The 13,122-nt window shown below is 68.3% G+C and carries 10 protein-coding genes, 2 tRNA genes and 2 pseudogenes; 8 read left to right on the forward strand and 6 right to left on the reverse strand.

The window, feature by feature from the left end; all coding sequences use genetic code 11:
- Window positions 1-32 precede the first annotated feature (32 nt).
- On the forward strand, window positions 33-383 hold the full coding sequence (locus tag ABZV34_RS03060) for a hypothetical protein (RefSeq protein ID WP_356270904.1): 351 nt from the start codon (window positions 33-35) through the stop codon (window positions 381-383).
- Here the strand turns inward: ABZV34_RS03060 and ABZV34_RS03065 are convergent.
- From ABZV34_RS03065 to ABZV34_RS03085, 5 genes and pseudogenes are all read right to left on the reverse strand, one after another.
- Window positions 368-775 (reverse strand): DUF6083 domain-containing protein, encoded by a 408-nt coding sequence (locus ABZV34_RS03065; RefSeq protein ID WP_356271236.1) that lies wholly within the window; start codon window positions 773-775, stop codon window positions 368-370. The genes ABZV34_RS03060 and ABZV34_RS03065 overlap by 16 nt on opposite strands.
- A 238-nt stretch (window positions 776-1,013) precedes the next feature.
- Window positions 1,014-1,652: an SMI1/KNR4 family protein gene (locus tag ABZV34_RS03070; protein WP_356270905.1), complete on the reverse strand. Its 639-nt coding sequence runs from the start codon at window positions 1,650-1,652 to the stop codon at window positions 1,014-1,016.
- Window positions 1,653-1,889: 237 nt separating this feature from the next.
- Window positions 1,890-2,000: pseudogene (locus tag ABZV34_RS03075) on the reverse strand (YdcF family protein); the annotation flags it as partial.
- 34 nt (window positions 2,001-2,034) lie between these two features.
- Window positions 2,035-2,124 (reverse strand): annotated as a pseudogene (locus ABZV34_RS03080) (GntR family transcriptional regulator); the annotation flags it as partial.
- Between the two features lie 78 nt (window positions 2,125-2,202).
- Window positions 2,203-2,273, reverse strand: a tRNA-Gly gene (locus ABZV34_RS03085).
- 152 nt (window positions 2,274-2,425) lie between these two features.
- On the opposite strand from ABZV34_RS03085, the gene ABZV34_RS03090 reads away from it, so the two are divergent.
- The 5 genes from ABZV34_RS03090 (at window position 2,426) to clpX (ending at window position 7,483) form a co-directional block, all read left to right on the forward strand.
- Window positions 2,426-2,502: transfer RNA gene (locus ABZV34_RS03090), tRNA-Pro, on the forward strand.
- Between the two features lie 226 nt (window positions 2,503-2,728).
- Window positions 2,729-4,114, forward strand: coding sequence for a trigger factor (gene tig / locus ABZV34_RS03095; protein WP_356270907.1), 1,386 nt, complete (start codon window positions 2,729-2,731; stop codon window positions 4,112-4,114).
- A 486-nt stretch (window positions 4,115-4,600) separates the two neighbouring features.
- Window positions 4,601-5,206 (forward strand): ATP-dependent Clp protease proteolytic subunit, encoded by a 606-nt coding sequence (locus ABZV34_RS03100; protein WP_054231895.1) that lies wholly within the window; start codon window positions 4,601-4,603, stop codon window positions 5,204-5,206.
- Window positions 5,207-5,344: 138 nt separating this feature from the next.
- Window positions 5,345-6,025: an ATP-dependent Clp protease proteolytic subunit gene (locus ABZV34_RS03105; protein WP_356270909.1), complete on the forward strand. Its 681-nt coding sequence runs from the start codon at window positions 5,345-5,347 to the stop codon at window positions 6,023-6,025.
- 171 nt (window positions 6,026-6,196) lie between these two features.
- Window positions 6,197-7,483: an ATP-dependent Clp protease ATP-binding subunit ClpX gene (gene clpX / locus ABZV34_RS03110; RefSeq protein WP_356270910.1), complete on the forward strand. Its 1,287-nt coding sequence runs from the start codon at window positions 6,197-6,199 to the stop codon at window positions 7,481-7,483.
- Between the two features lie 80 nt (window positions 7,484-7,563).
- On the opposite strand, the gene ABZV34_RS03115 is transcribed toward clpX, so the two are convergent.
- Window positions 7,564-8,532, reverse strand: coding sequence for a hypothetical protein (locus ABZV34_RS03115; RefSeq protein WP_356270912.1), 969 nt, complete (start codon window positions 8,530-8,532; stop codon window positions 7,564-7,566).
- A 135-nt stretch (window positions 8,533-8,667) separates the two neighbouring features.
- Here ABZV34_RS03115 and ABZV34_RS03120 point away from each other — a divergent pair, with 135 nt between their 5' ends.
- A complete protein-coding gene (locus ABZV34_RS03120) occupies window positions 8,668-11,298 on the forward strand; it encodes a valine--tRNA ligase (RefSeq protein WP_356270914.1) in 2,631 nt (876 codons plus the stop codon).
- Window positions 11,299-11,578: 280 nt separating this feature from the next.
- Window positions 11,579-13,120, forward strand: a complete 1,542-nt coding sequence (locus tag ABZV34_RS03125) for a folylpolyglutamate synthase/dihydrofolate synthase family protein (protein WP_356270916.1) — start codon at window positions 11,579-11,581, stop codon at window positions 13,118-13,120.
- Window positions 13,121-13,122: the final 2 nt, after the last annotated feature.

Consider the following 13,122-nt stretch of genomic DNA (forward strand, 5'->3'; position numbering starts at 1 on the left):
ACCCTATGTGAGCAAAATGCGAAGGGGCTGTCATGTCTACTGCGCCCAGAAGAGGTGCCGCCATCCTGAGCTCGGCCTTCATCGCCGCGACGGTCGCTCTGGTCCCGGCCGGCATCCAGCAGGCGTCCGCGGCCACACCGAGCGGGACTCACGTCAGTGCATCCGTCAACGTTTCCAAGTCGAACCAGGACTACGCGCGCGGCTTCAAGGACGGCTTCAAGTCCGGGGTCCGCCAGGGTCAGCGGAGCTGCGGGGACGACGAACGAGCCGCCACCGTTCTGCACACGGACAAGAACACGGACAAGAACACGGACAAGGACTACCAACGAGGGTTCAAGGACGGCTTCAAATCCGGATTCCGTCAGGGTCAGGGATCGTGCTGAGCATCCCGTGATCCCTCGAACCGAAGCGCCGGCCCGGTGAGCGAGGCAAGGGGCATGGGCGCGGGCTGCCCAGTTCCGGTGATCTGTGACTCACCTGGCCCGGGACGCACGGCCATGCGATGCGCCGGCACGACCGGCTCGCCGGGGAGCGGATCGATTCCACGGACCCGTACGGCCACGACATCGGTGGTGAGGTGGGATCGGTCCGGGAGTCCCGTCAAACGCCACCGGAAGGGCTCTGGGACGTCTTTGGCGGGCAGTTCCGCCGTTGCGAGGCTGACCCAGCGGTTGTAGCTGGTCGGGTATATGCGGACCAATGCGCCACACTCCGGGCAGATCGGTGGCTCGATCGATGACGTGTCGTCGGGGTCCGGCTCTGGTCCGGACTGGATCCCAGTAGGTCGCGATTTGGCCTCACTTGCCGATCACGTGCCCACGGGATGGGCGAAGGCTCGACGACCGAGTGGGGGGTGCTCTGTCGGCGTGCCTCTCGATGCGAACCATGGGCGGGGCCGTCGCCGAGGGGCAGCCGGCTGGTCGGCGAGGGCCCGAGCCCACCTTGCCGCGTCACGCCCGTAAGGGAGCCCGTAGCGTTCTGGCGACAGTGTCGCCTCGGACCGCCGTTTCGCCCTACTCCCACCTGACGAACACCTCGTCGCCGTCACCGGAGAGATGCGGTGTCATCGGAGCCGCCCATTCGGGCAAGCGGATTTCTCGTCCCGCCGTCAGGGCGGCGAGAAGGTCTCCGAACATGTGTGACAGGTTGTCCCACACCTTCTCCGGCCCCTCGTTGTCCCCGCCGTGCAGACCGTAGAGCACGTTCCCGAACCGATCTCCCTCACGGTGGTCGACGAGGAGGTTGCCGCCGGTGATGTCCGTGGCGATCGGAACCCACCGGACGTGGAACAAGTACCCGTAGGCTCCTTCGTAGATGTCCCGCAGCCCAGGGTCCTCCGACTCGTTCTCGTCGACCCACTCGGCGATCGCCTCCTCCTGCAAGCGCTGGCCGGCGCGCATTCCCTCAGCGCTGTGCAGGACGAACCCCTTGGGAAGGATGACACCGGGACCAGCGTGGCCCTTCGCGGCGGTCACCCCGTCGTGATGACCCAGCCACGCCACCAGATCAGGGTGCAAGGGGAACCGGCGATCGGCGACGGCGTCGATGTCGTCCTGTACGGCAGGTGGGTTCAAGGCGGCGTAGTCGGCAGGTGCGTTGGCCTCCAGCCACGAGTCGAGGCGGGCGAGGACACCACCGAAGCCATCGGTCATACGGCAACTGTAGGTATCGAACTTGCATCCGAGAATGTGCGCGGCAGAGTCCAAGGTCATTTGGCTGACCACGACCAGGCATCCCTCTTCGGTGAACGCTGTACGGCAGACCGGGATGACGGGCACACCCATGGATGGGCCGAGTGGGGTTGCCGCGGGCTCGGCGGCGTGGCGTCAGGGGGAAGTCGCATCGCCGCGGAGAAGCCGGTTGGTGAAACCTCGTCGGCGTCGGCTCCGCAGGTCGTGACTTCCCAACCCGACCGCTGCAGAGCACGGCCGGATGGAGTGGCCCATCTGGTGGTAGTCCCAAAGGCGCCGCGTGTCGGCCCAGTCCCCTGCTGAGATCACTTCGGCGCTTCCCCGTCCTCGCGAGTCGGGCACCCTGCAAGTCGTACTCCCATGCGAAGCGCGAGGCGGCGTGCACTCCGACGGTGAACTCGGCCACTGTTCCAGAGGCGGTGTACGCGGTCCGGACGGCTGATTCAGCCTCGAACGACTCAGGGCCAGGTGGTGAGTAGATCTACTCACCACCTGGCCCTGAGCCGTTCAGAGCGGGCGACGGGAATCGAACCCGCGTAGCTAGTTTGGAAGACTAGGGCTCTACCATTGAGCTACGCCCGCACACATCGCACCGCAGGTCAGTGACCCCGGCGCTGAAGGCATCGTAGCGGGTTGTGCCCCCTCGACGCACACCCTGTTCCGGCGCCCCGCGGACGCCCGTGAAATGCGGCAGCCGCACTGTCTGCGGGCATGTACCCTACGTGTCGCACCGACGGGGTGTGGCGCAGCTTGGTAGCGCGTCCGCTTTGGGAGCGGAAGGCCGTGGGTTCAAATCCCGCCACCCCGACCACCAGTGACATCGGCGACCGAAGGCCGATGGCCGGGATCGCAAGATCGCCTTTTGGGGCGTGTACCGCCTGCGGTTACTATGCAGGTTGCGCGCCCGTGTGTCTGCACTGTTACGTCTCTCAAGGGCCCGTGAATCCACTGAGGCTCCGCCCGACCGACCGGGCGGACGCACGCGGTGGAACCCCGCAGCATTACCCCCAAGAAGTCAGCCACAAGGAGACCGAACCGTGAAGAGCGCCGTGGAGAACCTGAACCCGACCCGGGTTCGGCTCACTGTCGAGGTGCCCTTCGAGGAGCTCAAGGACAGCCTCGACGCGGCGTACAAGAAGATCAACCAGCAGGTCACGGTGAAGGGCTTCCGGAAGGGCAAGATCCCGGCCCGCGTCATCGACCAGCGGTTCGGTCGCGGCGCCGTGCTCGAAGAGGCCGTCAATGACGCGCTCCCGAAGTTCTACACCGAAGCGGTCAACGAGGCTGAGCTGAACGTCCTCGGCCAGCCCGAGGTCGACATCACCGAGCTGAAGGACGGCGAGACGCTGAACTTCACCGCCGAGGTCGACATCCGTCCCGCCATCGAGATCCCGGACTACTCCGGCATCGAGGTCGAGGTCGACGCCATCGAGGTGAGCGACGAGGACATCGAGAAGGCCGTCGAGGAGCTCCGTGAGCGCTTCGCGTCCACCTCGCCGGTCGAGCGCGCCGCCGAGGAGGGCGACGTCGTCACGCTCGACCTGGAGGCCAAGGTCGACGGAGAGGTGCTGGAGGACGGCGTCGCCTCCGACGTCTCCTACACCATCGGCTCCGGCGAGCTGCTGGAAGGCATCGATGAGGCCGTCAAGGGCCTGGAGGCCGGTGGCGAGACCACCTTCACCTCCGAGCTCAAGGGCGGCTCCGCGGCCGGCAAGGAGGCCGAGGTCACCGTCAAGGTCTCCCAGGTCGCCGCACGCGAACTCCCCGAGCTGGACGACGACTTCGCGCAGCTCGCGTCCGAGTTCGACACCCTCGAGGAGCTCCGCGCGGACAGCCGCAAGCGCCTCGAGAACATGAAGGAGTACGACCAGGCCACGCAGGCCCAGGAGCGCGTCCTGGAGAAGCTGCTCGAGCTGGTCGAGGTGCCCGTCCCCGAGAAGCTGCTCGAGGACGAGATCAACACCCGCAAGCACAACCTCGAGCACCACCAGCTCGGCCAGATGGGCCTCGACCTCGCGAAGTACCTGGAGATCCAGGGCAAGACCGAGGAAGAGTTCGACGCCGAGACCAAGGACGCCGCGGTCAAGGGCATCAAGACGCAGTTCGTCCTCGACGAGCTCGTCAACAAGGAGAAGCTGAACGTCAACCAGGAGGAGCTCACCGAGCACCTCATGCGGCGCGCCGCCTCCTCCGGCATGTCCCCCGACCAGTTCGCCCAGGCGGTCGTCGAGGGCGGCCAGGTCCCGATGCTGGTCGGCGAGGTCGCCCGCGGCAAGGCACTCGCGGTCGTCGTCGAGGCCGCCACGGTCAAGGACACGAACGGCGAGATCGTCGACCTGGACGACGAGGACGAGACGGAGGGCTCCACGGAGGCCGCCGAGGTCGTCGAGTCCGAGGCCGCCGAGGACAAGCCCGAAGCCTGATCGCCTCACAGGCCTCACCAGTACGAGGCCTGATCGCCTCACCGGTACGCCGCGACGGGCCCCCGGGGACTTCCGAGTCCCCGGGGGCCCGTCCGTCTTCCGGGCCCGCCCTCTGGTTCCGGCCCCCGCCACGCGGGGGCGCGCGGGACCGGGCGAGCGCCCCGCCACCCGACGTACCCGTCGGCGCACACCCGGTGGCGGACGCTCCCACGGGCCCCACAGGGGTTGACGGCGGGGCTCTCCGCGCCTCTCCAGGGGCCCGCCGCACCCTGGTCCGAGCGGTGCGGCGCATGCGCTCACAGCGAACAGTTCCTTCTGCGGGATTCCCCGGAGGGACCAGCGCGTTAGGGTCCATGAATACGAGGGCAGGGGAGTCCCCGAAGCCGCCCGGAGCGGTGATTGCACCGGGGTCCCACGCCCCCAGCAGAAGACGTGAGACGGCCCGGCGCCGTCGTAAGACGAGCAGGTGGATACGTGACGAATCTGATGCCCACAGCTGCCGGCGAACCCTTCGGTGGTGGCCTCGGCGACCAGGTCTACAACCGACTGCTCGGCGAGCGGATCATCTTCCTCGGCCAGGCGGTCGACGATGACATCGCCAACAAGATCACGGCGCAGCTGCTGCTCCTTGCCGCCGACCCGGACAAGGACATCTACCTCTACATCAACAGCCCCGGCGGATCGATCACGGCCGGCATGGCGATCTACGACACCATGCAGTTCATCAAGAACGACGTGGTGACGATCGCCATGGGCATGGCGGCCTCGATGGGTCAGTTCCTGCTCAGCGCGGGCACCCCCGGCAAGCGCTTCGCCCTGCCGAACGCCGAGATCCTGATCCACCAGCCCTCGGCCGGCCTGGCGGGCTCCGCGTCGGACATCAAGATCCACGCCGAGCGGCTGCTGCACACCAAGAAGCGGATGGCCGAGCTGACCTCCTTCCACACCGGTCAGACGGTCGAGCAGATCACTCGTGACTCGGACCGCGACCGTTGGTTCGACCCGATCGAGGCCAAGGAGTACGGCCTCATCGACGACATCGTGCCCACCGCTGCTGGTATGCCGGGCGGTGGCGGCACCGGGGCGTCGTAAGCCCCTCAGCGCCCCCCAGGGCGGCGCGTGGCGCCTCTGCCGCTCCCGGGCGCACCCAGTGCCCCGGAGCGGCGCAGACGGCCATCCAGCGCCCCCAGCCGACCGCCTCAGGCTCTTACAGGCTCTTCAGGAGACACAGTGAACGACTTCCCCGGCAGCGGCCTCCACGCCCGCACGCAGGCCGAGTACACCGGTCCTCGCGCGGAGTCCCGCTACGTCATCCCGCGCTTCGTCGAGCGCACCTCGCAGGGCGTGCGTGAGTACGATCCGTACGCGAAGCTGTTCGAGGAGCGCGTCATCTTCCTCGGCGTGCAGATCGACGACGCCTCCGCCAACGACGTCATGGCGCAGCTGCTGTGCCTGGAGTCGATGGACCCCGACCGTGACATCTCGGTCTACATCAACAGCCCCGGTGGCTCCTTCACGGCGCTCACCGCGATCTACGACACGATGCAGTTCGTGAAGCCCGACATCCAGACGGTCTGCATGGGCCAGGCCGCCTCGGCCGCCGCGATCCTGCTGGCCGCCGGTACGCCGGGCAAGCGCATGGCGCTCCCGAACGCCCGTGTGCTGATCCACCAGCCCTACAGCGAGACCGGCCGCGGCCAGGTCTCGGACCTCGAAATCGCGGCGAACGAGATCCTCCGGATGCGCGCGCAGCTCGAGGACATGCTGGCCAAGCACTCGACCACGCCGATCGAGAAGATCCGCGAGGACATCGAGCGCGACAAGATCCTCACCGCTGAGGACGCGCTCGCGTACGGCTTGATCGACCAGATCATCTCCACCCGCAAGATGAACAGTTCCGCGATCGTCTGACGTATCGCTGTATCGTCTGCCGCTCGTCTGTCGCCCCTTGGCGCGGTTCACGACAAAGTGAACCGTGCCAAGGGGGGCCCGAACGGGGGGCTCGGCAAGGTACCGTCGTTCATAAGGCAGCACCAGGAGTCGCTGTACCCAGGCGACTCCCAGGCGAAGGGGAAGCACACCGTGGCACGCATCGGTGACGGCGGCGATCTGCTCAAGTGCTCGTTCTGTGGCAAGAGCCAGAAGCAGGTCAAGAAGCTCATCGCAGGCCCCGGTGTGTACATCTGCGACGAGTGCATCGATCTCTGCAACGAGATCATCGAGGAAGAACTCGCGGAAACGAGCGAGGTCCGCTGGGAGGAACTCCCCAAACCCCGCGAGATCTACGAGTTCCTGGAGGGGTACGTCGTCGGTCAGGAGGCCGCGAAGAAGGCCCTCTCGGTCGCGGTGTACAACCACTACAAGCGGGTCCAGGCGGGTGAGAACAGCGCCGGTCAGAACCGGGACGACGCCATCGAGTTGGCCAAGTCCAACATCCTCCTGCTGGGTCCCACGGGCTCCGGCAAGACCCTGCTGGCCCAGACACTCGCCCGGATGCTCAACGTCCCGTTCGCCATCGCCGACGCGACGGCGCTGACGGAGGCGGGCTACGTGGGCGAGGACGTCGAGAACATCCTGCTGAAGCTCATCCAGGCGGCGGACTACGACGTCAAGAAGGCCGAGACGGGCATCATCTACATCGACGAGATCGACAAGGTGGCCCGCAAGAGCGAGAACCCGTCGATCACGCGCGACGTGAGCGGTGAGGGTGTCCAGCAGGCGCTGCTGAAGATCCTGGAGGGCACGACGGCCTCGGTCCCGCCCCAGGGCGGCCGCAAGCACCCGCACCAGGAGTTCATCCAGATCGACACGACGAACGTCCTGTTCATCGTGGGCGGCGCCTTCGCGGGCCTGGAGAAGCTCATCGAGTCCCGCGCGGGCGCGAAGGGCATCGGCTTCGGCGCGACGATCCGCTCGAAGCGCGAGCTGGAGGAGAAGGACCAGTTCGAGGACGTCATGCCCGAGGATCTGGTCAAGTTCGGCATGATCCCCGAGTTCATCGGCCGCCTCCCGGTCATCACGTCGGTCCACAACCTCGACCGCGCGGCGCTCCTCCAGATCCTCGTCGAACCGCGCAACGCGCTCGTCAAGCAGTACCAGCGTCTCTTCGAACTCGACGGTGTGGAGCTGGACTTCGAGCGCGAGGCGCTCGAGGCCATCGCCGACCAGGCCATCCTCCGCCAGACCGGCGCGCGCGGCCTGCGCGCCATCATGGAGGAGGTCCTCCAGGCGGTGATGTACGAGGTCCCGTCCCGCAAGGACGTGGCCCGTGTCGTCATCACCGCCGACGTGGTCCTGTCGAACGTCAACCCGACGCTCATCCCGCGGGACGCCCGCGGGCGGGGCCCGGGGGAGCAGAAGACGGCGTAACCCGCAGATGGACACACCAGGCACATGACGAAGGGGCCCCGGTCGACCGACCGGGGCCCCTTCGTGGTCGACGCGAACGGTCAGATCTTTTCGCGGACGTCGTCACGGAGCTTGCTGGCGATCTCCGCTGCGACGTCCATCGAGCCGCTCTTGCCCGCGAGGATGCTCGCCGTGTCGTACGAGAACACGTAGGCGACCGTGCTGCGATCGCCCCAGATGCAGATCGGCATCCGGGTCGTCTTGCCGCCGGCCTCGGTCTCCACGAACTGGCACTTCATGACACCGTTCTTGAAGCCGGCCGGCGTCATCTTCTGAGGGCTGCCCACGAGTTTGCCGTCGGTGGCGGAGCCCTTCTTGGTCTCCTTCTCGGTGTTGGCGAACATGGCGTCGATGACCTTCTCCGGGTCGTCGATGCTCCCGTAGACGCCGCTGAACGTCACCAGCTTGCCGTTGACGGGGCTGCCGCTCTGGTAGCCGGCGCTGACGTCCTTGGGGTTCTTGACGCCCCAGCTCTCGGCGTCCTTGATGTCCGACGCGGACATGGTGCCGGACTTGGCGTCGCCGCTCTTCTTGTACGTGCCGTCGATCACCGTCGCCGGCGCCGTCAGCTTGTGCGCCCCGTCGTCCGCCACCGAACTGCCGCCCCCGCCGCCCCCGACGAGGAGGGCCGCGCCCACGGCGATCGCGGCCACGACCGCCACCGCGCCGATGATGAGCGCCGTCTTCTTCTTGCCGCCGCCGGGAGCCGGCGGCTGCGGAGCGCCGTAGGGCTGCTGACCGTAAGGGGGCTGCTCACCGTAAGGAGGCTGCTGGCCGTAGGGCTGCTGCTGACCGTACGCAGGCGTCTGGGGCGGGACACCCTGGGGTGCCTGCTGGGGGTAGCCGTAGCCGGGCTGCGGGGGAGTCCCCGGAGCCTGCGCCGGGTAGCCGTAGCCGGGCTGGGGCGCCTGCGGCGGCTGGCCGTACGGTCCAGGCTGCCCCGGCTGACCGCCGTACGGTCCGGGCTGCTGAGGCTGCCCGCCGTACGGGCCCGGCTGGTTGTAGCTCATTCTGGGTTCCCCTCCAGACGCTTATGTGTTCCTGACATCCTGGCGCAGCGCCAGGGACGCGACTGGGGTGGGGGGCGGACCGTTACGAAAGAAACGCGTTTCGGGACAGGGCGGAGACGCCTCTAAACTGACCCCGTGACCGAGAACGCTCAGCAGCAGCCATCAGCGCCCGATCCCGAACTGCCGACCCAGTACGCGCCGGCCGAGGTAGAGGGGAAGCTGTACGAGCGCTGGGTGGAACGGGGTTACTTCGCGGCCGACGCGAAGAGCGACAAGCCCCCGTACACCATCGTCATCCCGCCGCCGAACGTCACCGGCTCGCTGCACCTGGGCCACGCCTTCCAGCACACGCTGATGGACGCGCTGACCCGCCGCAAGCGCATGCAGGGCTACGAGGCGCTGTGGCTCCCCGGCATGGACCACGCCGGTATCGCCACCCAGAACAAGGTGGAGCAGCAGCTCGCCGAGGAAGGCAAGTCGCGGCAGGACCTGGGGCGCGAGGAGTTCGTCGAGCGTGTCTGGCAGTGGAAGGAGGAGTACGGCGGCAAGATCCTCGGCCAGATGCGGCGCCTCGGTGACGGCGTCGACTGGGACCGCGAGCGGTTCACCATGGACGAGGGGCTGTCCAAGGCCGTCCAGACCATCTTCAAGAGGCTGTTCGACGACGAGCTGATCTACCGCGCCGAGCGCATCATCAACTGGTGCCCGCGCTGTCTGACGGCGATCTCCGACATCGAGGTCGAGTACCAGGACGACGACGGCGAGCTGGTCTCGATCAAGTACGGGGAGGGTGACGAGACCCTCGTGGTCGCCACCACCCGTGCCGAGACGATGCTCGGTGACACGGCGGTCGCCGTCCACCCCGACGACGAGCGGTACAAGCACCTGGTCGGCAAGCGCATCAAGCTTCCGCTGACGGACCGTACGATCCCGGTCGTCGCGGACACCCATGTGGACCCGGAGTTCGGCACGGGAGCCGTGAAGGTCACCCCCGCCCACGACCCGAACGACTTCGCGATCGGCCAGCGCCACGGCCTCGAGTCGATCACGGTCATGGACGAGCGGGCCGTCATCATCACCCACGGCCCCTTCCAGGGCCTCGACCGCTTCGAGGCGCGCAGCGCGATCGTCGCCGCGCTCCGTTCGCAGGGCCGGATCGTCGCCGAGAAGCGCCCCTACAGCCACTCCGTGGGCCACTGCTCGCGGTGCAGGACCACCGTCGAGCCGCGCCTGTCCATGCAGTGGTGGGTCAAGGTCGCCCCGCTCGCCCAGGCGGCCGGTGACGCCGTCCGCGACGGCCGGGTCGCCATCCACCCCGCCGACATGTCGAAGCGCTACTTCGACTGGGTCGACAACATGCACGACTGGTGCATCTCACGGCAGTTGTGGTGGGGCCACCGGATTCCCGTCTGGTACGGCCCCGGCGGCGAGGTCGTCTGCGTCGGCCCCGACGAGGAGCCGCCGGGCACGGAGGCCGAGGGCTGGAAGCAGGACACGGACGTCCTGGACACCTGGTTCTCGTCCGGCCTGTGGCCGTTCTCCACGCTGGGCTGGCCCGAACAGACCCCGGACCTGCGGAAGTTCTACTCGACCGACGTCCTGGTCACCGGCTACGACATTATCTTCTTCTGGGTCGCCCGGATGATGATGTTCGGCCTGTACGCGATGGACGGCGAGGCGCCCTTCAAGACCATCGCCCTCACCGGCCTGGTCCGTGACGAGCGCGGCAAGAAGATGTCGAAGTCCTTCGGCAACGTGGTGGACCCGCTCGACTGGATGGACAAGTACGGCTCGGACGCCGTCCGCTTCACGCTCGCGCGCGGCGCCAACCCCGGTACGGACGTGCCGATCGGCGAGGACTGGGTCCAGGCGTCGCGGAACTTCGCCAACAAGATCTGGAACGCCACCCGCTTCGCGCTGATGAACGGCGCGACGGTCGAGGGCCCGCTGCCCGAGCCGGAGAAGCTGTCGGCGACCGACCGGTGGATCCTGTCGCGGCTGAACAAGACGGTGGCCGAAGTCGACGCGTTCTACGAGGACTTCCAGTTCGCGAAGCTGTCCGACGCGCTGTACCACTTCGCGTGGGACGAGGTCTTCGACTGGTACGTCGAGCTGTCCAAGACGACGTTCATGGCGGGCGGCGAGCCGGCGAAGATCTCCGGCCGGGTGCTCGGCGAGGTCCTCGACGTGACGCTCCGCCTCCTCCACCCGGTCGTCCCGTTCGTGACGGAGACGCTCTGGACGACGCTGACCGGTGGCGAGTCGGTCGTCGTCGCCGACTGGCCGAAGGACAGCGGGATGCGTGACGCCGCCGCCGAGCGGGAGATCGAGACGCTTCAGCAGGTCATCACGGAGGTCCGCCGCTTCCGCGCCGACCAGGGGCTGCAGCCCGGCCAGCGCGTTCCCGCCCGGCTGACGCTCGACGGGACGGCGCTGGCCCCGCACGAGGCGGCCATCCGGCAGCTGCTGCGCCTGCAGCCGGAGGGAGAGGCCTTCGCGGCCACGGCGACGCTGCCGGTCGCCGGTGCCACGGTGGCGCTCGACCTCTCCGGCACGATCGACGTGGCGGCCGAGCGCAAGCGGCTCGCCAAGGATCTCGCCGTCGCGGAGAAGGAGATGGCCCAGGCGAACGCCAAGCTCGGCAACGAGGCGTTCCTCGCGAAGGCTCCGGACCAGGTCGTGGAGAAGATCCGTACGCGGCTCGCCAAGGCGGACGAGGACATCGCGCGTATCCGGACGCAGCTGGAGCGACTGCCGCAGGCGTAGCACCGGCCGCCGAAGGCCCTTCGGAATCCTTGAGGTTCCGGGGGCCTTCGGCGTTCTTCGGGTGGGGGTTGTTCGCGCGGTTCCCACGCGCCCCTCCGGGGAACGGATGGGCGCGTGGGTTTTCAGCCTGTCCGGCGTTTGCGGACGAGGCCGTTCAGGCCGACGCGGGGGACCAGGGGGCGCGGCGCCCCTGGCCGGTCCCCGTGGGCGAGCGGAGCCGAGGGCGCGGGCCGGTGGGGGCGGGAACCTCCGGAGGGGCGCGGCTCCGTAGACTGGACGCGTGAGTGAGCTCCCTCCGTACGACGACAGCAACGAGTCAGACGAATCGGAACCGCGGGATCCGAACGGTCTCTTCGACGAGATCGTCGCGGCCGAGACCGACCGCGACCCCGATCTCGCGGTGATCGAGGCCGGCAGCCGCACCCTGCGCGCCCGGGGCAGCGCCGCCGAGCGGGCCGACGTGCCCGCCCGCCCGGCCGACCCCGAGATCGACAGGGCGCTGCGCGGGGTGGAGGCCGAGCTCGCCACCCGCTGGGGCGAGACCAAGCTGGAGCCCTCCGTCAGCCGCATCGCCGCGCTGATGGACGTGCTGGGCGAGCCGCAGCGCGCGTACCCCTCGATCCACATCACCGGGACGAACGGCAAGACGTCCACCGCACGCATGATCGAGGCCCTGCTCGGCGCCTTCGACCTGCGCACCGGCCGGTACACCAGCCCCCACGTCCAGTCGGTCACCGAGCGGATCAGCCTCGACGGCACCCCGATCTCCGCCGAGCGGTTCGTCGAGACGTACGAGGACATCAAGCCGTACATCGAGATGGTCGACTCCCAGCAGGAGTACCGGCTCTCCTTCTTCGAGGTGCTCACGGGCATGGCGTACGCGGCCTTCGCGGACGCTCCCGTGGACGTGGCCGTCGTCGAGGTCGGCATGGGCGGCAGCTGGGACGCCACCAACGTGATCGACGGCGCCGTCGCCGTCGTCACCCCCATCGACCTCGACCACACCGACCGCCTCGGCACGACTCCCGGCGAGATCGCCACGGAGAAGGCCGGCATCGTCAAGCAGGACGCGACCGTGATCCTGGCGCAGCAGCCGGTGGACGCGGCCCAGGTGCTGCTGAAGAAGGCCGTCGAGGTCGACGCCACCGTGGCCCGCGAGGGCCTGGAGTTCGGGGTCGTGGCCCGGCAGGTCGCCGTCGGCGGTCAGCTGGTCACCCTGCGCGGGCTCGGCGGGGAGTACGGGGAGATCTTCCTGCCCCTGCACGGCGCGTACCAGGCGCACAACGCCGCCGTGGCGCTCGCCGCCGTCGAGGCGTTCTTCGGCGTCGGTGCCGCGCACGCGCAGAGTCTCGACATCGACACCGTCCGCAAGGCCTTCGCCGCGGTGACCTCACCGGGCCGCCTGGAGATCGTGCGTCGGTCGCCCACCGTCGTCCTGGACGCCGCGCACAACCCGGCGGGCGCCCGCGCCACCGCCGAGGCCGTCAGCGAGGTCTTCGACTTCAGCCGGCTGATCGGTGTCGTCGGCGCGAGTGCCGACAAGAACGTACGGGGGCTGCTGGAAGCCTTCGAGCCGATCTTCTCCGAGGTCGTGGTCACGCGGAACTCCAGCCATCGCGCGATGGACGTGGACGAGCTGGCCCAGATCGCCGTCGAGATCTTCGGTGAGGACCGGGTGCAGGTCGAGCCGCGCCTCGACGACGCGATCGACGCCGCGATCACCCTGGCCGAGGAGGAGGGCGAGTACACCGGTGGTGGCGTCCTCGTCACCGGTTCCGTCATCACCGTCGGCGAGGCCCGACTGCTTCTGGGAAGGCGCTGACC

Origin of the sequence: Streptomyces sp. NPDC005195 (assembly GCF_040608315.1) — a bacterium.
GTDB lineage: Bacteria > Actinomycetota > Actinomycetes > Streptomycetales > Streptomycetaceae > Streptomyces > Streptomyces kaempferi.

Bases quoted from the DNA above. Each gene is read 5' to 3' on its own strand.
- ABZV34_RS03070 (WP_356270905.1), bottom strand. From the start codon at position 1,652: ATGACCGATGGCTTCGGTGGTGTCCTCGCCCGCCTCGACTCGTGGCTG.
- ABZV34_RS03060 (WP_356270904.1), top strand. From the start codon at position 33: ATGTCTACTGCGCCCAGAAGAGGTGCCGCCATCCTGAGCTCGGCCTTC.
- ABZV34_RS03100 (WP_054231895.1), top strand. From the start codon at position 4,601: ATGCCCACAGCTGCCGGCGAACCCTTCGGTGGTGGCCTCGGCGACCAG.
- ABZV34_RS03115 (WP_356270912.1), bottom strand. From the start codon at position 8,532: ATGAGCTACAACCAGCCGGGCCCGTACGGCGGGCAGCCTCAGCAGCCC.